Source organism: Tistrella mobilis (assembly GCF_041468085.1).
GTDB lineage: Bacteria > Pseudomonadota > Alphaproteobacteria > Tistrellales > Tistrellaceae > Tistrella > Tistrella mobilis_A.
Genome location: NZ_CP121017.1, coordinates 59,393 through 77,049, shown reverse-complemented (window position 1 = coordinate 77,049; position 17,657 = coordinate 59,393). Strand labels below are relative to the sequence as shown.

The 17,657-nt window shown below is 67.4% G+C and carries 21 protein-coding genes; 20 read left to right on the top strand and 1 reads right to left on the bottom strand.

Annotated elements, in window-relative coordinates:
- Positions 1 to 83: 83 nt before the first annotated feature.
- Positions 84 to 803: a GntR family transcriptional regulator gene (locus P7L68_RS06030; RefSeq protein WP_372003471.1), complete on the top strand. Its 720-nt coding sequence runs from the start codon at positions 84 to 86 to the stop codon at positions 801 to 803.
- Positions 804 to 817: 14 nt separating this feature from the next.
- Here P7L68_RS06030 and P7L68_RS06025 read toward each other — a convergent pair whose 3' ends face one another.
- On the bottom strand, positions 818 to 1,465 hold the full coding sequence (locus P7L68_RS06025; protein WP_372003470.1) for a LysE family translocator: 648 nt from the start codon (positions 1,463 to 1,465) through the stop codon (positions 818 to 820).
- A gap of 154 nt (positions 1,466 to 1,619) precedes the next feature.
- Here P7L68_RS06025 and ccmA point away from each other — a divergent pair, with 154 nt between their 5' ends.
- The 19 genes from ccmA to P7L68_RS05930 all read left to right on the top strand — a co-directional run bounded on the left by ccmA (position 1,620) and on the right by P7L68_RS05930 (position 17,586).
- Positions 1,620 to 2,282, top strand: a complete 663-nt coding sequence (gene ccmA, locus P7L68_RS06020) for a heme ABC exporter ATP-binding protein CcmA (protein WP_372003468.1) — start codon at positions 1,620 to 1,622, stop codon at positions 2,280 to 2,282.
- On the top strand, positions 2,279 to 2,953 hold the full coding sequence (ccmB, locus tag P7L68_RS06015; RefSeq protein ID WP_372003467.1) for a heme exporter protein CcmB: 675 nt from the start codon (positions 2,279 to 2,281) through the stop codon (positions 2,951 to 2,953). The genes ccmA and ccmB overlap by 4 nt, the downstream gene beginning before the upstream one ends.
- A 163-nt stretch (positions 2,954 to 3,116) precedes the next feature.
- Positions 3,117 to 3,845: a heme ABC transporter permease gene (locus P7L68_RS06010; protein ID WP_372003465.1), complete on the top strand. Its 729-nt coding sequence runs from the start codon at positions 3,117 to 3,119 to the stop codon at positions 3,843 to 3,845.
- 154 nt (positions 3,846 to 3,999) lie between these two features.
- The gene (ccmD, locus tag P7L68_RS06005) at positions 4,000 to 4,263 is read left to right on the top strand and encodes a heme exporter protein CcmD (RefSeq protein ID WP_372003463.1); all 264 of its coding nucleotides are present in this window, start codon (positions 4,000 to 4,002) and stop codon (positions 4,261 to 4,263) included.
- On the top strand, positions 4,247 to 4,807 hold the full coding sequence (ccmE, locus tag P7L68_RS06000; RefSeq protein WP_372003461.1) for a cytochrome c maturation protein CcmE: 561 nt from the start codon (positions 4,247 to 4,249) through the stop codon (positions 4,805 to 4,807). Before ccmD ends, ccmE begins: the two co-directional genes overlap by 17 nt.
- Positions 4,807 to 6,822 carry a heme lyase CcmF/NrfE family subunit gene (locus P7L68_RS05995; RefSeq protein WP_372003460.1) on the top strand — a complete coding sequence of 672 codons (2,016 nt, stop codon included), beginning with the start codon at positions 4,807 to 4,809 and terminating at the stop codon, positions 6,820 to 6,822. The genes ccmE and P7L68_RS05995 overlap by 1 nt, the downstream gene beginning before the upstream one ends.
- Before the next feature lie 12 nt (positions 6,823 to 6,834).
- Positions 6,835 to 7,371: a DsbE family thiol:disulfide interchange protein gene (locus P7L68_RS05990; protein ID WP_372003458.1), complete on the top strand. Its 537-nt coding sequence runs from the start codon at positions 6,835 to 6,837 to the stop codon at positions 7,369 to 7,371.
- Complete coding sequence (locus P7L68_RS05985; RefSeq protein ID WP_372003457.1) at positions 7,368 to 8,114, top strand: cytochrome c-type biogenesis protein CcmH; 747 nt, start codon at positions 7,368 to 7,370, stop codon at positions 8,112 to 8,114. Before P7L68_RS05990 ends, P7L68_RS05985 begins: the two co-directional genes overlap by 4 nt.
- On the top strand, positions 8,111 to 9,535 hold the full coding sequence (gene ccmI / locus P7L68_RS05980; RefSeq protein WP_372003455.1) for a c-type cytochrome biogenesis protein CcmI: 1,425 nt from the start codon (positions 8,111 to 8,113) through the stop codon (positions 9,533 to 9,535). Before P7L68_RS05985 ends, ccmI begins: the two co-directional genes overlap by 4 nt.
- 129 nt (positions 9,536 to 9,664) lie before the next feature.
- Positions 9,665 to 10,441, top strand: coding sequence for an ABC transporter ATP-binding protein (locus P7L68_RS05975; RefSeq protein WP_372003453.1), 777 nt, complete (start codon positions 9,665 to 9,667; stop codon positions 10,439 to 10,441).
- Positions 10,442 to 10,578: 137 nt separating this feature from the next.
- Complete coding sequence (locus P7L68_RS05970) at positions 10,579 to 11,100, top strand: MarR family winged helix-turn-helix transcriptional regulator (RefSeq protein WP_372003451.1); 522 nt, start codon at positions 10,579 to 10,581, stop codon at positions 11,098 to 11,100.
- A 197-nt stretch (positions 11,101 to 11,297) separates the two neighbouring features.
- A complete protein-coding gene (locus tag P7L68_RS05965) occupies positions 11,298 to 12,071 on the top strand; it encodes an ABC transporter substrate-binding protein (RefSeq protein WP_372003449.1) in 774 nt (257 codons plus the stop codon).
- A 140-nt stretch (positions 12,072 to 12,211) separates the two neighbouring features.
- The gene (locus P7L68_RS05960; protein ID WP_372003447.1) at positions 12,212 to 12,934 is read left to right on the top strand and encodes an ABC transporter permease; all 723 of its coding nucleotides are present in this window, start codon (positions 12,212 to 12,214) and stop codon (positions 12,932 to 12,934) included.
- Positions 12,935 to 12,937: 3 nt separating this feature from the next.
- Entirely contained in the window at positions 12,938 to 13,624 is a 687-nt protein-coding gene (locus tag P7L68_RS05955) for an ABC transporter permease (protein WP_372003445.1), read from the top strand.
- Between the two features lie 125 nt (positions 13,625 to 13,749).
- Positions 13,750 to 13,926: an HNH endonuclease gene (locus tag P7L68_RS05950; RefSeq protein ID WP_372003444.1), complete on the top strand. Its 177-nt coding sequence runs from the start codon at positions 13,750 to 13,752 to the stop codon at positions 13,924 to 13,926.
- Between the two features lie 284 nt (positions 13,927 to 14,210).
- A complete protein-coding gene (locus tag P7L68_RS05945) occupies positions 14,211 to 15,071 on the top strand; it encodes a branched-chain amino acid ABC transporter permease (protein WP_372003442.1) in 861 nt (286 codons plus the stop codon).
- A gap of 4 nt (positions 15,072 to 15,075) precedes the next feature.
- On the top strand, positions 15,076 to 16,119 hold the full coding sequence (locus P7L68_RS05940; protein WP_372003440.1) for a branched-chain amino acid ABC transporter permease: 1,044 nt from the start codon (positions 15,076 to 15,078) through the stop codon (positions 16,117 to 16,119).
- Positions 16,116 to 16,892: an ABC transporter ATP-binding protein gene (locus P7L68_RS05935; protein WP_372003438.1), complete on the top strand. Its 777-nt coding sequence runs from the start codon at positions 16,116 to 16,118 to the stop codon at positions 16,890 to 16,892. The genes P7L68_RS05940 and P7L68_RS05935 overlap by 4 nt, the downstream gene beginning before the upstream one ends.
- Entirely contained in the window at positions 16,879 to 17,586 is a 708-nt protein-coding gene (locus P7L68_RS05930; protein WP_372003434.1) for an ABC transporter ATP-binding protein, read from the top strand. Before P7L68_RS05935 ends, P7L68_RS05930 begins: the two co-directional genes overlap by 14 nt.
- The last annotated feature ends 71 nt before the right edge of the window (positions 17,587 to 17,657 follow it).

Here is a 17,657-nt window from a genome sequence, read left to right as displayed (position 1 = left end):
GATAAAAGCACTAATATATTAGTCGCCCGGACGCAACATCTGATATGGTCCGGGAAGAGAGTGCTTCAGGGAGCCCGCCGCCCATGTCCCCCAGGCGATCCGTCCTGCCCGACTTCACCGATATCGCCACCCTGGCCGATCTGGACCGCCGACCGCTGGCATCACAGGGCATCTATGCCGCTCTCCGGCGCCGGATCATCGACCTGGAGCTGAAGCCCGGAGCCCTGCTCTCCCGTACCCAGCTTGCCGAGGAATATGCCGTCAGCCAGACGCCGGTGCGGGACGCCTTCCTGCGGCTGGAGCGGGAGAAGCTGGTCGAGATCTTTCCCCAGTCACGGACGGTGGTCGCCAAGATCGATATCGCCCATGCGCGCGAAACCCAGTTCCTGCGGCTCGCGATCGAGATCGAGGTCGCAAAGACCATCGCCCGTCATCAGGCGCCTGCCGGACTGACCGCCTATGCCCATCGTCTGCTGCATCTGCAGGGCCAGGCCTTCGCCGATGGCGATATCGAGCGGTTCTCCACCCTCGACCGGCATTTCCATCTGGCGCTCTATGATGCGGTCGGCCACCCCGATCTCTGGTACATGATCGCCGAACGTTCAGGGCATATCGACCGGCTTCGTGCCCTCAACCTGGTCGATCCCGGCAAGGCCCAGGGGATTCTGGATTACCACGGCCGGATCCTGGATCAGATCGACGCGGGCAACGTTGCCGGGGTCGAAGAGGCGGTGCGCGGCCATCTTTCCGGCACGCTCAGTGCCGTTGCCCGAATCATGGAGCGCCATCCGGATTACTTCTGAAAATCTGTGCCGGGTCAGGACCAGTAGTCGATCCCGGCATAGATCAGGACACCGGCACCGATCACTGCCAGAACGGCACCCGCCCCGCGCTTGATCCGTAGCGGCCAGCGCGGGGCCAGCTTGCGGCCGGCATGGGCTGCCCCCCAGGCGAGGCCTGCCCACCAGAGCGCACCACCGGCCGCAATGCCGCCCAGAAGCGGGATCTTGTCTTCGGCGAAGCGGCCGAGTGTCGCGAACAGGGCAAGAAAGGCCGCAACCGCGGTCGGGTTGACGATGGTCAGCGCGAAGGTCGCGATACAACCGGAACAGGCCGCCATGATCCGGTTGCGGCCGTGATAGGTCGGGTTGGGCAGGGCGGTGATCTGGCCGCCGTCGCGGCTGAGCGCGCCGGTCGCGGTCACCAGACCCATGATCAGCAGCAGCAGGCCGGCAAACAGCTGCAAGGGCCGCTCGAAGGCATAGATCTGCTCGATCCAGCCCAGCCCCGCCACGGCGATACCGGCATAGACCAGATCGGCCAGCACGACGCCGAGGCCGGTGGCGAACCCCACCCGCCAGCCGCGATCGAGGCTGCGCCCGATCACCATCACAGCCGCCGGCCCCACCGGGGCCGCGACCACCAGACCGATGCCGATGCCCGCGAGGAAGCTGGACAGGATCATGCGCCGATCGTCCGCTCCGCCATCTGTCCTCCTGTCGTCTTCACCATCTGGATCGGATCCCGGCCTTTCCGCAAAGCGCCCTTTGGTCTATGCATTGTGACGCCCCGAAGGCAAGCCCGGAAGCCGTCAACCGAGGCCGTTTCATGAGGATCGCGTGACCACGGACCCGCTGGATCAGACCCCAGACCGGCTGACGCTGCAAGAGCTGGCATGCTTCCGCGGCGACCGGCCGATCTTCCTCGGCCTGGATGCCGAACTGGATGCCGGCCATGCGCTGGTCGTCACCGGCCGCAATGGCGCCGGTAAATCGACCCTGTTGCGCATCCTGGCCGGTTTCGTGCGCGCCGATGCGGGACAGGTGCTCTGGAACGGGATCGACCGCGACGAACACGACCTGCCCTGGCGGGAACGACTGCACTATCTGGGCCATCGCGACGGTATCGCCGCCGAACTCGCCGCCGGCGCCGATCTCGGGCACTGGGCGGCGATCCTCGGCGTGCCGCGGGCCGAGCGGGTGGCACGGGTGGAAGCCGCTCTCGATGCCCTCGACATTCCGCATCTGGCGGAACTGCCGGTGCGGGTACTCTCGGCCGGCCAGCGCCGGCGTCTCGCCCTCTCCCGACTGCTGCTCGCCCATCGGCCGCTCTGGGTGCTCGATGAACCCACCACGGCGCTCGACCGGGACGGCCAGGCACTGGTCGCCCGGCTGATCGGCGACCACCTGGACCAGGGAGGCATGGTCGTCACCGCCACGCATCTGGCGCTCGGCCTGGATGACCGGGTCGTGCCGCTCGACATCGAGGAGGCGGCGCCATGAGCCTCGCCGGCACCTTCACAGCAATCCTCGTCCGCGACCTGGCCCGCACCGCCGGCCGGTCCGGCGATGTCGTCGCAGTCCTCGCTTTCTTCGTGGTGGCGGCCACCCTCTTCCCGCTGGGCGTGGGCCCGGGCCCGCAGGTGCTGGCGCGGATCGCCTCGGGCGTGGTCTGGGCATCGGCGCTCCTCGCCGTGCTGCTCTCGCTCGACCGGCTGTTCGATGCCGACCGCAATGACGGGGCGCTCGAAGGTCTGGCCCTCTCGCCCGCGCCACTCGCCGTGGTGGTGCTGGCCAAGACGACGGCCCACTGGCTGACCACGGGCCTGCCGCTGATCCTGATGGCACCGCTGGTCGCAATCATGCTGCAGGCGGAGCTGCGCCTCGTCCCCGCACTGATGGCGTCGCTCGCCCTCGGCACGCCCGCCTTGTCGCTGATCGGCGCCATCGGTGCCGCGCTCACCCTGGGGGCCCGTCGGGGCGCGGCACTGATGCCGCTGCTGCTGCTGCCGCTCTATGTCCCGGTGCTGATCTTCGGGGTCGGCGCAGTCGAAGCGGCGGCGAACGGTCTGCCCATGGGGCCGCATCTGATGCTGCTTGCCGCAGGTTCCGTGCTGGCTCTCGCCCTGGCACCGCTGGCCGCGGCCGCCGGATTGCGCGCAGGGCTGGACTGATCGCGGCCTGCGCGCGACACTTGGGCGACCCGGATCCGCGTCCGATGGTCGCGCAGGCGCAGCAAGGCTTGACGCCCGGCCGCCAGGCGTGCACCTCCTCGCGGATCCGGGTTCCGGAACCTGTGTTCCATCTGTTCCTTCAGCCGGCGGGGTCCCGTCCGCGATGCATCGCTACGCCAATCCCACCCTCTACGGCCGCATCGTCGACCGCGTCCGCCGCCCGGCGGCGCTGGCGGGGCTGGCCCTGATCCTGGTCGGGCTCTATCTCGGCCTGTTCGTGGCGCCGCCCGACTATCAGCAGGGCGAAAGCTTCCGGATCATGTATGTCCATGTGCCCGCGGCCTGGATGGCGATGTTCTCCTATGCCGGACTCGCGGTCTCAAGCGCGGTCTATCTGATCTGGCGTCACGGCGTGGCCGACGTCACCGCCAAGGCGATCGCGCCGGCGGGGGCCGCCTTCACCGCCATCGCGCTCGTCACCGGCTCGCTCTGGGGCCAGCCGATGTGGGGCACCTGGTGGGTGTGGGATGCGCGGCTGACTTCGGTGCTGCTGCTGTTCTTCCTCTATCTTGGCTACATGGTGCTCCGCGACGCCTTCGATGCGCCCGAACGCGGCGCCAAGGCGGCCGCCATCCTGGCGGTGGTGGGTGTGGTCAACCTGCCGATCATCAAGTTTTCGGTCGACTGGTGGAACACGCTGCACCAGCCGGCAACGATCTCGAAGCTCGATGCCCCCTCCATCCACCCCTCCATGCTCTGGCCGCTGCTGGCGATGGCGCTGGGCTTCACGCTGATCTTCGTGGCGATCGTCTGCCTGCGCGCGCGGACGGAACTTCTGGAGCGGCGGGCGCGCAGCCTGGAGATGCAGGCGGCCCTCGGCCGCGCCGAGTGATCGGAACACGCTGCGGCTCCGCGGATTTTTGTCACGCAACTTCCGCGACATAGCGGCGCAAGCCTGCCGCGGCACTGGACGCGGGCCCCGGCCTGACACTATCTGTTGCGCAAGATCGCGCCGGACCCGCCGGACGACGATCATTGTTGAGGACATGACGGCGGTGAACGACCTCGAAACCTTCCTGGCGATGGGCGGCTATGCCGCCTATGTGTGGCCCTCCTTCGGCTTCGCCTTCGTGGTGCTGGCAGGATTGTGGCTGCAGGCCCGCGCGGCGCTGCGTCGTGCCGAGGCCCGCCTGGCCCGGCTCGAGGCGCTGGGGCTGGACCGGCGCGCACGCCGCCGCCGTCCCGCCTCTTCCACACCGGGCACCGCCGCCCGCACCGACGGAGCCGCCGACGATGCCGCCCGCGCCTGAAGCTTCCGCCGCCGGACGCGGCACCGCCGCCCGTACGCCTGCCCCCCGGCGCTTCAGCCGCAAGCGTCGGCGAATGTATGCGCTGGGCGGTATCCTGCTGCTGGTCGCCGTCGCCGTCGCCCTGGTGCTGGGCGCCTTCCGCGACAATCTGCTGTTCTTCTACAGCCCCAGCGACATTGAGGCAAAGCAGGTGGAACCCGGCACCCGGCTTCGGGTCGGCGGCCTGGTCGAGGCCGGCAGCGTGATCCGCGGCCCCGGCACCAATGTCGCCTTCACCGTCTCCGACGGTGCCCAGACCCTGGTCATCCGCTATGACGGCCTGCTGCCCGATCTGTTCCGCGAGGGCCAGGGCATCGTCGCCGAAGGCCGGCTGGAACCCGACGGCACCGTGACCGCCGAACAGGTTCTGGCCAAGCATGACGAGACCTATATGCCGCCCGAAGTGGTCGACGCCATGAAACGTGCGGGCACCTGGCATGGCGAGGGCACGCCCGAGGGCAGCCACCAGAAGCTTCTGAAGACCGGCAGCGGGGATCCCAGCTGATGATCGCCGAACTCGGCCACTACCTCCTGGTCCTGGCGCTCGCCATGGCCATCGTCCAGGCGGTGGTGCCGCTGATCGGGGCCGCCCGGGGCGATGCGGCACTGATGGCCGCCGGCCGCGGCGCCGCCATGGCCCAGATGCTGTCGATTCTGGGCGCCTTTGCGGCACTCACCATCGCCTTCATCCAAAGCGATTTCTCGGTGCTGCTGGTCGCGGCAAATTCCCACACCGCCAAGCCGTTGCTCTACAAGATCACCGGCGTCTGGGGCAATCACGAAGGCTCGCTGCTGCTCTGGGCCACGATCCTGGCGCTTTACGGCGGCGCCGTGGCCCTGTTCGGCCGCAACCTGCCGCCCTCGCTCCGCGCACGGGTGCTTGCGGTTCAGGGCATGATCGCGATCGGCTTCCTGCTGTTCATGCTGCTGACCTCCAACCCCTTCGACCGGCTGATGCCGCCGCCGGCCGAGGGGCGCGACCTCAACCCGCTGCTCCAGGACCCAGGTCTCGCCTTCCATCCGCCCTTCCTCTATCTCGGCTATGTCGGCTTCTCGATCGCCTTCGCCTTTGCGATCGCTGCCCTGATCGAAGGCAAGGTCGATGCCGCCTGGGCGCGCTGGGTCCGGCCCTGGACGCTGGCAGCCTGGGTGTTCCTCACCGTCGGCATCGCGCTCGGCTCGTGGTGGGCCTACTACGAACTCGGCTGGGGTGGCTGGTGGTTCTGGGATCCGGTGGAGAATGCTTCGCTGATGCCCTGGCTGGCCGGCACCGCCCTTCTGCATTCCGCGATCGTGGTCGAGAAGCGCGACACGCTGAAGTCCTGGACCATCCTGCTCGCAATCCTGACCTTCTCGCTCAGCCTGCTCGGCACCTTCCTGGTGCGCTCGGGCGTCATCACCTCGGTCCATGCCTTCGCGACCGATCCGACCCGCGGCGTGTTCGTGCTGGGCTTCATGTGCGTGGTGGTGGGCGGCGGCCTCACCCTCTATGCCTGGCGGGCGCCGGCGCTGAAACCGGGCGGGCTGTTCGCTCCGGTCAGCCGTGAAAGCGGGCTGGTGGTAAACAATCTGCTGCTGTCGGCTCTGGCTGCGACCGTGCTGATCGGCACCCTCTATCCGCTGTTCCTCGACGCCTTCGCCGGCGCCAAGGTGACCGTGGGGCCGCCCTTCTTCGATGCCACCGTGGTGCCGCTGGCCGTGCCGCTGCTGATCGTGGCCGGCATGGGCCCGTCGCTCGCCTGGAAGCGCGGCGATCTGGGGGCCGTGCTCCAGCGGCTGCGCTTCGCCATGGTCGCGGCCCTGCTCGCCGCGGCGGCCGGCTTTTTCGTCGGGGGCATCTCGGTCGATGGTGCACTCGGCGCGCTCGGCCTGATGCTCGGTGTCTGGCTGGTGGCCGCCAGCCTGGCCGATGTCGCAGAGCGCATCCAGATCGCGAAGGGTGCCGGCACCGCCTGGCGCCGTGCCCGCAATCTGCCGCGCGCCGCCTGGGGCACGGCGGTCGCCCATCTCGGTGTCGGCATTCTGGTGCTGGGCATCACCGGCGCCTCGATCTGGCAGGCAGAGAAGACCGTCACCCTAGCACCCGGCGAACGCGCCGAGATCGGCGGCCGGGTGGTCGAGTTCCGTGGCGTCACCCAGCAGCCGGGCCCCAATTACCGCAGCACCATGGGTGATCTGCGTCTGATGTCGGGCGACGGGCCCGGCGCACGGGCGGTGGCGAAGCTCAGCCCGGAGATCCGCTTCTATCCGGCCCAGGGCACCACCACCACCGAGGCCGCCATCCGGACCAACGCCATCGCCGACGTCTATGTGGCCCTGGCCGGCGCCGAGCCGGTCGACGGCAAATGGAGCTTCCGGCTCTACCACAACCCGCTGACGCCCTGGATCTGGGGCGGTGCACTGGTCATGGCCCTTGGCGGCATGATATCGCTGAGCGACCGGCGCCTCAGGGTCGGGGCGCCGCGCCGCGCCCGGACCCCGCAGACCACCGGCTCCCTGCCCCCCGCCCCTGCCGAGTGAGTGGCCGCGTCGATGCTGAAGCGTCTGATCTACGTCCTGCCGGTGCTGGTGTTCCTGGCACTGGCCGCGGTGTTTCTGACCGGGCTTGACCTCGACCCGCGGGCCGTACCGTCGGGTCGGATCGACAAGCCGGTCCCCGCCTTTGCGCTCGGGCCGATCGAGGGGCGGGAACAGGGGCTTGCGGCGGCCGATCTGGCTGATGGCCGGCCGGTTCTGGTCAACTTCTTCGCATCCTGGTGCGTGCCCTGCCTGGCCGAACACCCCCTGTTGATGAAGATGGCCCGGGAAGAGGGTGTCCGGATCGTCGGTATCAACTACAAGGATCGCCCCGAGGATGCCCGTCGCTGGCTGGACCGCCATGGCGATCCTTATGCCCGCATCGGCGCCGACGTCGAGGGCCGCACCGGCATCGAGTTCGGCATTTCGGGCGTGCCGGAGACCTTCGTGGTCGACGGCCAGGGCCACATCCTGGCACAGCATATCGGCGTGCTGACCGAAGAGGCACTGGAGGACCGGATCCGTCCGCTGCTGAAGGAGGCGGCCGAATGACCCGCGCCGCTTGCCTCGCGATCGCCGCCCTGCTGGCGGTCTCCGCCCTGCAGGCACTGGCCCAGCAGACCGACGCCCCGGCACAGCGTGCACCGCAGGAAATGCCGGCCCCCGGCAGTGTCGCTCCCGGACCGCTCGCCCAGCCCGAGATTCCGCTGGCCGATCCGGCCGAAGAGCGCCGGGCGCGCGAGATCTCGAAGGAACTGCGCTGCCTGGTCTGCCAGAATCAGTCGATCGAAGACAGCAATGCCGAACTGGCCCGCGACCTGCGGCAGGTGGTGCGCGAGCAGGTGGCGGCCGGCCGCAGCCGCGACGACATCCTGACCTTCATGGTCGACCGCTATGGCGACTGGATTCTGATGCGGCCGCCGGTCAAGTCGACCACCTATCTGCTCTGGGCTGCCCCGGCGGTGGCGCTGCTGGTCGGCGCCGCAATCGCGATCGGCTTCATCCGCCGTCAGCGCCGCGCCTATACCGCCCGTGCCGCCGAAGACGGGTTTGCCCGTCCGCTCGACGATGAGGAGGCCTGGCGTCTGGCCCGGCTGCTCGACGAGACGGGCAATGCACGTGCGGGCACGGACGAGATCTTCGACCCGGCACCGGACAAGACCGCGCCCACAGGTGCCGCACCGGCGGATACGACACCGTCCACCGATGCGACCGAAGCAGGGGGCGCCGCGCCCGATGCTTCCGGGTCTGACGAAGCCGACACGCCGCCCAAGGACGGACGCCCCCAGAAATGACCGGTCTCTGGTTCTGGGCGGTCATCGCCCTGGTTACCCTGCTTGCCCTGACCGTGCTGCTGCTGCCGGTTCTGAAAGGTCGCGCCCGCGAACGCGGAGCCGCCCGGCTGGGCGACATCGCGATCTATCGCCATCAGCTGGCCGAGGTCGATACCGAACTGGCTCAGGGTCGGCTCACCGCCGATGAGGCGACGGCGGCACGGCTCGAAATCCAGCGTCGGCTGCTTGCCGCGGATGCCGCCCGCGGGGCGGAACCCCATCACGCACCGTCGGGCCGCAAGGAACGGCGCCGGGCCAATCGCCTGGCTGCGATTCTGATCCTGCTGGTACCGATGATCGCGGTCGGTGTCTATCTGCGTCTGGGACAGCCCGGCCTTCCCGACCATCCGGCGGCAGAACGGCCGCTCGCCCAGGCGGGCGATGCCGATCTGGCAAAGCTGGCCGAAGAACTGGCGACCAAACTTGAAGGTGCCGACAGCGAGGATCCTCGCGGTTGGACCCTGCTTGGCCGCGCCCTGAGCAGCCTGGGGCGCCATGACGAGGCCGCCCGTGCCTTTGCCAGGGCGCTGGCCCTTGCCCCCGATGACGTCGACCTGCTGACGAGTGCTGCCGCCGCCGAGGTGATCGCCCGCGGCGGCCAGGTGGATGAACATGCCCGGGTGCTGTTCGACCGTGCCGTCGCCCGCGATCCCGAAAATGCCGCAGCCCGCTATTATCTGGGCCTCGCCGATGCCCAGGCCGGGCGGATCGCAGAGGCTCTGGAGCGCTGGGTGGCGCTTGCCGCAGACACCCCCGCCGACGCCCCCTGGCGGGCGGAGCTGGAACGCCAGATCCGTCGCGCCGCCGGCGATCTGGGCAAACCGGTGGTAAGCCTCATCCCCGAAAGCTGGCGCAGCCCGGGCGAGGCCGCAGAGGCACCCGGCGGCATGGCGGTGCCGCCTGCCCAGGCCGAAATGATCCGCGGCATGGTTCAGGGGCTGGCGTCACGCCTGGAAAATGCGCCCGAGGATCCGGAGGGCTGGCTGCGTCTCGCCCGCTCCTACACCGTTCTCGGTGATCCGGCGGCGGCGCGCGCAGCCCTTGCCCGCGGCGCCGAAGCCAATCCGCGGGTGATGGACCTGCAACTCGCGCTGATGCAGGCGCGGGTCGAGGTTCCGGACGACGGCGAACTCGATCCCCGGATCATCACCGCCGCCCATGCAGCCCGCGACCGGGCACTGGCGCTGGCCCCTGAACACGACATGGCGCTCTGGCTGGGTGGCGAAGTGCATGCCCGCGACGGCGAGCTGGATCAGGCCCGCAGCCTTTGGCACCGCCTGCTCGACGTGCTGCCGGCGGGCTCGCCGGAACGCGCTCAGGTCGAAGCGCGTATCACCGCGCTCGATGACACCACCAGTGACGTGCCGCCACCCGCCGACTGATTGATGCCACTGCCGGTTTCCTCCGGGCTGCCCGCCCGTCATAATCCCGTCTCAGAGACAGATTTCGTCCGTAGGGGCGGCGGAGATCGGCGAAACCAGAACGGCCGGTGGCGGCCACGAAGGGGGCACATGACGACGACACGCTGGGCGCTGGAGGTGGAGCGCCTGCACAAGCGCTTCGGTAATCTGGAGGTGGTGAAGGGGGTCTCTCTCCAGGCGGCCGAAGGCGATGTGATCTCGATCATCGGCAGCAGCGGATCAGGCAAGAGCACCTTCCTGCGGTGCATCAACATGCTGGAGATGCCCGATCAGGGCGTCGTCCGTGTCGATGGCGAGGAGATTCGCCTGAAGCCGGCACGCGGTGGCGGCATGGAGCCGGCCGATCCGCGCCAGCTGGACAGGATCCGTGCCCGGCTGGGCATGGTGTTCCAGAGCTTCAATCTCTGGCCCCATCTGACGGTGCTCGAGAACGTGACCGAGGCACCGGTCCACGTGCTCGGCCGCCCCCGTGACGAGGCGGCCGATACCGCCCGCCGTCTGCTTGAGAAAGTCGGGATCGCCGACAAGACCGGACATTATCCCGCGGAACTCTCAGGAGGTCAGCAGCAGCGGGCGGCCATTGCCCGGGCGCTGGCCATGGACCCCCGCGTCATGTTGTTCGACGAGCCGACCTCGGCGCTCGATCCTGAGCTGGTCGGCGAAGTATTGCGTGTCATTCGCAGTCTTGCCGAAGAAGGCAGGACGATGTTGATCGTCACGCACGAGATGGGCTTTGCGCGCGAGGTGTCTTCGCGGGTTGCATTCTTCGATCAGGGTATCATCGCTGAAGACGGTCCGCCTGAGCAGGTCTTTGAAAATCCAGTCAACGACCGTTGTCGTCAGTTTCTTGCAAGCCGACTGCGATAATTCTGGAGCGTTGGATACACATAGTTAACTCTTGTGCTATATCTTGTGTACAGGTCGTGACTGATCAGGCATGTCGCTTCATGATCTGCCCGAAATCAGTTGCGCAAGAAACATAACGAGCGCATGGAGCAAAGCTGATGGCATCCTGCACTGAGGGCGGCAGCAACGATCGTGATCTGGAATTGTTCCACTTCGCGTTTCGGTTTCTCGTCGAGGAACCTGATCGCATTCTGGCCGAACGGGGGCTGAACCGGTCGCACCATCGGATTCTGTATTTCGTGGGGCATGGCGGCCCCGACATGACCCTGACCGACCTGCTCGACAAGCTCAGGGTGTCGCGTCAGGCCCTGCATCGACCGATGCGCCAGCTGCTGGATCAGGGGCTGGTTCTGCTGACGCCGGTGCCGTCGAACCGGCGGATGCTGAATGTGCGGCTCAGCGACGAAGGCGCGAAGCTCGAAGCCCGGCTGTCGGCCCTGCAGACCGGCTATCTCGACAAGGCCTTCGCGGCCGTTGGCCCCGGTGCTGCGGAAGCCTGGCGGCAGGTGATGGAGGTTCTGGCGGCCGATCCGACCCGGCTTGGCCAGATCGACCGTCCTGCATTGCGGGTTGCCGGCCACGCCCATCACGAGCATGAGTCAGCCGCCCACGCGTCCTGACCGTTTCACAGGCCTTGCCCGCGTTTTGTCGTTGAACCGGCCCCTGCGGCCCGGCTTTACTAGACCTTAGCAATACCGCATCCGTCAGCGGCAGGCCCGCGGGGTCCGGCCGCCGGTTCGGGGGAGCCGGTGGACCGTGCCTGAGGGCCGGTCCCGGGCGGGGCGGAGGGTCGAGTATCGTCGAGGGAGATCGACACGTGGGCATTTTCCGTATCCTGAGCGCCGCCGTCATCGGACTGGGGTTGGCCACCGGCAGTGCTGCCGCGGCCGACAAGATCCGCATCGCGACCGAGGGTGCCTATCCCCCGTTCAACTTCGTGAACGAGCAGGGCAAGCTCGACGGCTTCGACGTCGACATCGCCAATGCCCTCTGCGCGAAAATGAAGGCGGAGTGCGAGATCGTCGCCCAGGATTGGGACGGCATCATTCCCGGCCTTCTCGCCAACAAATATGATGCCATCATTGCTGCCATGTCGATCACCGAGGATCGCAAGCAGTCGGTGGACTTCTCCAGCAAGTATGCCCTGTCGGCGGGTCAGTTCGTGGCGCCGAAGGACAAGACCTATGACGACACTTCTCCCAAGGCACTTGCCGGTAAGGTGATTGCGGTCCAGCGGTCGACGACCCACGTCACCTACCTGGAAGACAATTACAAGGACAGCGACATCCGTCTCTACGACACCCAGGACCAGGCCAATCTGGACATGGTGTCGGGCCGTGCCGACCTCACGCTCGCCGACCAGCCGATTCTGGGTGACTGGCTGAAGACCAGCGATGGCCAGGGCTTCCATTTCGTGGGCAAGCCGGTTGCCGATCCGAAGTGGTACGGCGAAGGCATCGGTGTTGCGGTCCGCAAGGGCGATGCCGCGCTCGTGAACAAGTTCAACGACGCGATCGCCGCGATCCGCGCCGACGGTACCTTCAAGCAGATCAACGACAAGTGGTTCAACTTCGACATCTATGGCGAGTGACCGCCTGCCCGGCTCATGGCCGGGTCCTGTCGACTGGAACCGTCGGATGGCCGGGACAGAAATGTCCCGGCTTTCGCGGTTCGATGGCATCGGCCTGACGCCGGGCTGATGCACCGCTTTCTGGGAACGGTCACGCTTCGATGTTCGACTTCAAGGGCTATGGCGGCCTGCTGATCGAAGGGGCGGCGATCACCCTCGCCCTGATTCCGCCCTCGCTGGCGCTGGGGCTGGTTCTGGGCCTTGCCGGCGCCCTCGCAAAATCCAGCCGGTCGCGGGTTCTGCGCGGTATCGGCCAGACCTACACCACCGTCATCCGCGGCATTCCGGAGCTGCTGGTGGTGCTGTTCGTTTTCTTCGCCCTGCCGGTGATCGTGAACAATGCCCTCACTGCTGCCGGTGCCGAGACCCAGGTTTCGGTCAGTCCCTTCGTCGCCGGCGTGGTGGCGTTGGGCCTCGCCTATGGCGCCTATGCGACCGAGGTGTTCCGCGGCGCGCTCGCAGCCCTGCCCAAGGGCCAGATCGAAGCCGCCCGGGCGCTGGGCATGAGCCCGCGCCTGACCTTCCGGCGCATCGTTCTGCCGCAGGTCTGGCGGCTGGCCCTGCCGGGCCTCGGCAATCTGCTGCTGGTGATGATGAAGGATACCTCCCTGGTGTCGGTGGTGGCGCTCGACGAGCTGATGCGCAAGGCCCATGTCGCCGCCGGCGCCACGCGGGAGCCCTTCACCTTCTTCTTCGCCGCGGCACTCATCTATCTGTTCTTCACCCTGATCGCCGAGATCGGCATCGCCCGCATGGAACGCTGGGCGGCCCGCGGTACGGGCCGACGCGCATCGGGTGTGCCCGCGACCGGCGCGAGGGCCTGAGCGATGCGGTGGGAAGTCATCTTCGACAATTGGGAGCGGCTGGCCGGCGGTCTGGCCACCACCTTCCAGCTCGTCGCCCTGGCATTGATCATCGGGGCGGCTCTCGCCCTGCTGGTCGCTATGGCGCGCATCTCGCAGAACCCGCTGCTCGCCTGGTTCGGCCGCGGCTACATCTTCTTCTTCCGCGGTACGCCACTGCTGGTGCAGCTGTTCCTGATCTATTACGGCCTGTCACAGTTTCCGGCGATCCGCAGCAGCTTCCTGTGGCCGATCCTGCGTGAGCCGTATTGGTGTGCGATCATCGCCTTCGCGCTCAATACCAGCGGCTATACCGCCGAGATCCTGCGCGGTGCCATCCAGGCCGTGCCGCGCGGTCAGATCGAGGCGGCCCAGGCGCTGGGCATGAGCCGGGCGCTCACCTTCCGCCGGATCATCCTGCCGATCGCGATCCGCTACGGCTTCCCGGCCTACGGCAACGAGGTGATCCTGATGATCAAGGCGAGCGCGCTCGCCAGCACCATCACCATCCTCGATCTGATGGGCGTCACCCGCACCCTGATCTCCCGGACCTTCGCCGTCACTGAGCTGTTCGTGGCCGCAGGCGTGATCTATCTCGTCATCACCCTGCTGCTGACCCGCGTCTTTGCGCGTGTAGAGGCCCGGCTCAACCGCCATATGGCACGGCGCTGAGTGCGATCTGCCCCATCTGCCGCCGACCGCTGCCGACGCTGGCGGCAGCGGTCGACCGGCACCACTGGGTGCCGGTATCGGCAGGCGGGCACGATCAGGCCGTGCTGCACCGGATCTGTCATCGCATGATCCACCGCCTGTTCGACGAGAAGCGCCTCGCCCGCGAGCTGAACACCGCCGAGGCGCTGCGGGCCGCGCCCGAAATGCAGGGCTTCCTGCGCTGGATCGCGAAGCGGCCGCCGGAGCTGGTCGACTGGCCTGAACTGCCGGGCCGCCATGGTCGCAGCCGGCGCCGCCGCTGACATTCATCTCCGAGACATATTGCGCTGCATGTCCGCCCACGAATGGCGCAATTCTGCGCCGTTCTGATCACCGAAGGCGAAATTATTGTGCAATGCAGAATTTCGCGATGGACATCTATTTCAATTAGACGTTTGACCGAGATGAAAATACGTCGCTAAGCTTCCGGGACAAATGGCCGGCGTGTTTCGCGACCGGCCACCGGAGGGCCGGGAAGACGTGCGCGCGCCACGCAGCCGCCACCACCCGACGCCCGGCCGGGCACACCCTGGGAGGGATGCGCGCGATGGAGCTGTTTGCCCAACAGGTCATGAATGGTCTGGTCTTGGGCAGTGTCTACAGCCTTGTGGCCCTTGGCGTGACACTGATCTACGGAACGATGGAGATCCCGAATTTCGCCCACGGGCATCTCTACATGCTGGGCGCCTATGTCACCTTTGCCGCCGTCACCGGGCTCGACCTGCACTACTGGATCGGCATGGCGCTGGCGGTGGCGGCTCTCGCCGTGGTCGGCATTCTGGTCGAACGGCTGGCCTTCAGGCCGCTTCGCCACGCACCGCACGTGAATATGATGATCGCGGCCGTTGGGCTGATGCTGTTCCTGGAAGCCTTCGCACAGCTGGTCTGGGGGGCGGATTTCCGTCGACTGCCGTCGCCTTACGGCGCAGTCGTCGACCTCTGGGGCACCACGGTGACGGAGCAGAAGCTGATCCTGATCATCGCCGGCATGGGGCTGATGGCGGTGCTTTTCCTGTTCCTGAAGCGCACCGCACTCGGCGCCGCGATCGAAGCGGTTTCCCAGGACCGGGTCGGGGCGCAGCTGGTCGGTATCGATCCTGAGCGGATCTCGATGATCACCTTCGCGCTCTCTGCCGGCCTGGCAGCCGCGGCGGCGGCGCTGATCGCGCCCATCAACCTGATCTCACCCTCGATGGGTCTGGTCGTCGGCCTCAAGGCCTTCGTGATCGTGGTGATCGGCGGCATGGGCAGTGTGGCCGGGGCGATCATCTGCGGCTATGGCCTCGCCCTCGCCGAAAGCCTGGGTGGCACCTATCTCGCCACCGATTATCAGGATCTGATCGCCTTTGCGATCCTGGCGCTGGTGCTGACCCTGCGACCCTCCGGCCTGTTCGCGAAGGGGGCCTGACATCATGGCGCTTCCCGATCCCCGCCCGCCGGTCAACCCCGCCCGCCGGCTGGTCAGCCGGGTCTGGCTCGGCCTGTTCCTGGCGGCCGTTCTGGCTCTGCCCATGGTCGTCACCAACCCCTATCACATGCAGGTGGTGCTGACCGGTTTCATCTTCGCGATCGGCGCCTACGGGCTCAATATCGCGCTCGGCTATACCGGGCTGCTCTCGCTCGGCCATGCCGGCTTCTTCGGCATCGGCGCCTATGCCGTTGCCCTGCTCACCACCGATCTCGGCTGGCCTTTCTGGCCGTCGCTGCTGGTCGCAATCCTGGTCACAGGCGCGACCGGCTTCGTGGTGGGCAGCATCTGCCTGCGTGCCAAGGGGCATTACCTCGCAATCTTCACCCTCGCCGTCGGCATGATCATCTATCAGGTGCTCGACAAGTGGGAGAGCCTGACCAACGGCCCGATCGGTGTGGTCGGTATTCCCGGTCCCAGTCCGATCGGGCCGATCACCTTCGACGATTTCACCTCACGCTACTATCTGACCGCCGGCTTCCTGCTGCTTGCCATGCTCTGTGCCTGGCGGATCAAATCGTCGCTCTTCGGCCGCACCCTGCTCGCCGTGCGCATGAGCGAGCCGCTGGCCTCGGCCTCCGGTATCGACGTGATGTCGGCCAAGCGGCTGGCCTTCACCATGGCCTGCATCTATGCCGGTGTTGCGGGAGGGCTCTATGCGAGCTTCATCGGCTTCCTCGGCCCCGATATCGCCTCGGTCGATATCACCTTCAACATGCTGCTCTACGTGCTGCTGGGTGGGATCGCCTCGATCTCGGGACCGCTGATCGGCACGCTGCTGGTCTACACGCTCACCCAGTTCCTGCAGGCCTTTCAGCAGTACCAGATGCTGGCCTTCGGCCCGGCACTGATCGCACTGGTGATCTTCATGCCCTATGGCATCGCCGGCGCTGCCACTCTGATCCTGCACCGCCTGATGCCCGACCGGCCGCGCCCGCGCAGCGCCGCCGCCGTCCGCGGCCAGACCGGGGAGACCGTCCGCCCATGACCGCCATCCTGGAAACCCGCGGCCTGACCAAGGCCTTCGGTGGCCTCGTCGCGGTGGGCGACGTGGATTTTGCCGTCGAGGAAGGCGGCATCACCGGCATCATCGGCCCGAACGGGGCCGGCAAGTCGACCTTCTTCAACCTGATCAGCCTGTTCTACCGCTCGACGTCGGGTACCATCACCTTCCGCGGCGAGGACGTGACCCGTCTGCGCACCCACGACATGCCGCCGCGCGGCATGGCCCGCACCTTTCAGACCACGCATCTCTTCGCCGAAGCGAGCGTGCTTGAGAACGTGATCGTGGGCTATCGTCACCGCACCCGATCAGGTCTGCTCGATGCCCTGATCGCAAGCCCGCGCGAGCGCCGCGAAATCGCCGAAGCGCGCGCGCGGGCGATGGAAGCGCTGGATTTCGTCGGCCTCGCCGAGGTCGCCCATCGTCCGGCCGGGCTGATCAGCCAGGAGCAGCAGAAGCGTGCCGCGATTGCGCTTGGCCTGGTCGGCGGCCCCCGGCTGCTGCTGCTCGACGAGCCCGCGGCCGGCATCAATCCGGAAGAGACCGATGATCTGGGTCGGCTGATCCGGCGCATCGCCGAGGCCGGGGTCACCGTCTGCCTGATCGAGCACAAGATGAAGATGGTGATGGGGCTCTGCGACCGGATCATGGTGCTGCATCACGGCCGCAAGATTGCCGAGGGCACGCCCGACCAGATACGCACCGACGACGCGGTGATCACCGCCTATCTGGGGAGCGACGCCCATGCTCACGCTTGACGGGGTCTCGGTCCAGTACGGCGCCTTCCGGGTGCTGCAGGACATCTCGATCACGGTCGGCCAGGGGGAGCTGGTGGTGCTGCTGGGCGCCAACGGCGCCGGCAAGAGCACTCTGTTCCGCACGATCAGCGGGTTGCATCGCGTTACCCGCGGCCGGATCGTCTTCGACGGCGACGACATTTCCAAGGCGGCACCGGCGAAAATCGTGGCCCGCGGCATCGCCCACTGCCCTGAGGGCCGGCGGCTGTTCCCCGATCTGTCGGTCGCCAAGAACCTGATGCTCGGCGCCTATACCTGCCGCGGCGACCAGGCTGCCGTCAGCCGCACCCTCGCCCGGGTCCACGAGCTGTTCCCGATCCTGGTTGAAAAAGCCGATCAGCCGGCCGGCTCACTGTCGGGCGGGCAGCAGCAGATGGTGGCGATCGGCCGCGCCCTGATGGGTCGGCCGCGTCTGTTGATGCTCGACGAGCCGACGCTGGGTCTGGCACCGCTGGTGGTCCGCCAGGTACTCGATGCTGCGGCCGAGATCTGCCGCAGCGGCACCACCGTGCTGCTCGCCGAACAGAACGCCCATGCCGCTCTCGCCATCGCCGACCGCGGCTATGTGATCGAAACCGGCCACATCACCACCGAGGGCACGCGCGAGGCGCTGATGTCCGACGACGAGGTCCGCCGCGCCTATGTCGGCGCCTGACGCAAACGGAACGACGACGCTCGAATCGCACCAGGGATCGGCAAACCCGGCAATGAACCGGGACAGTCAAG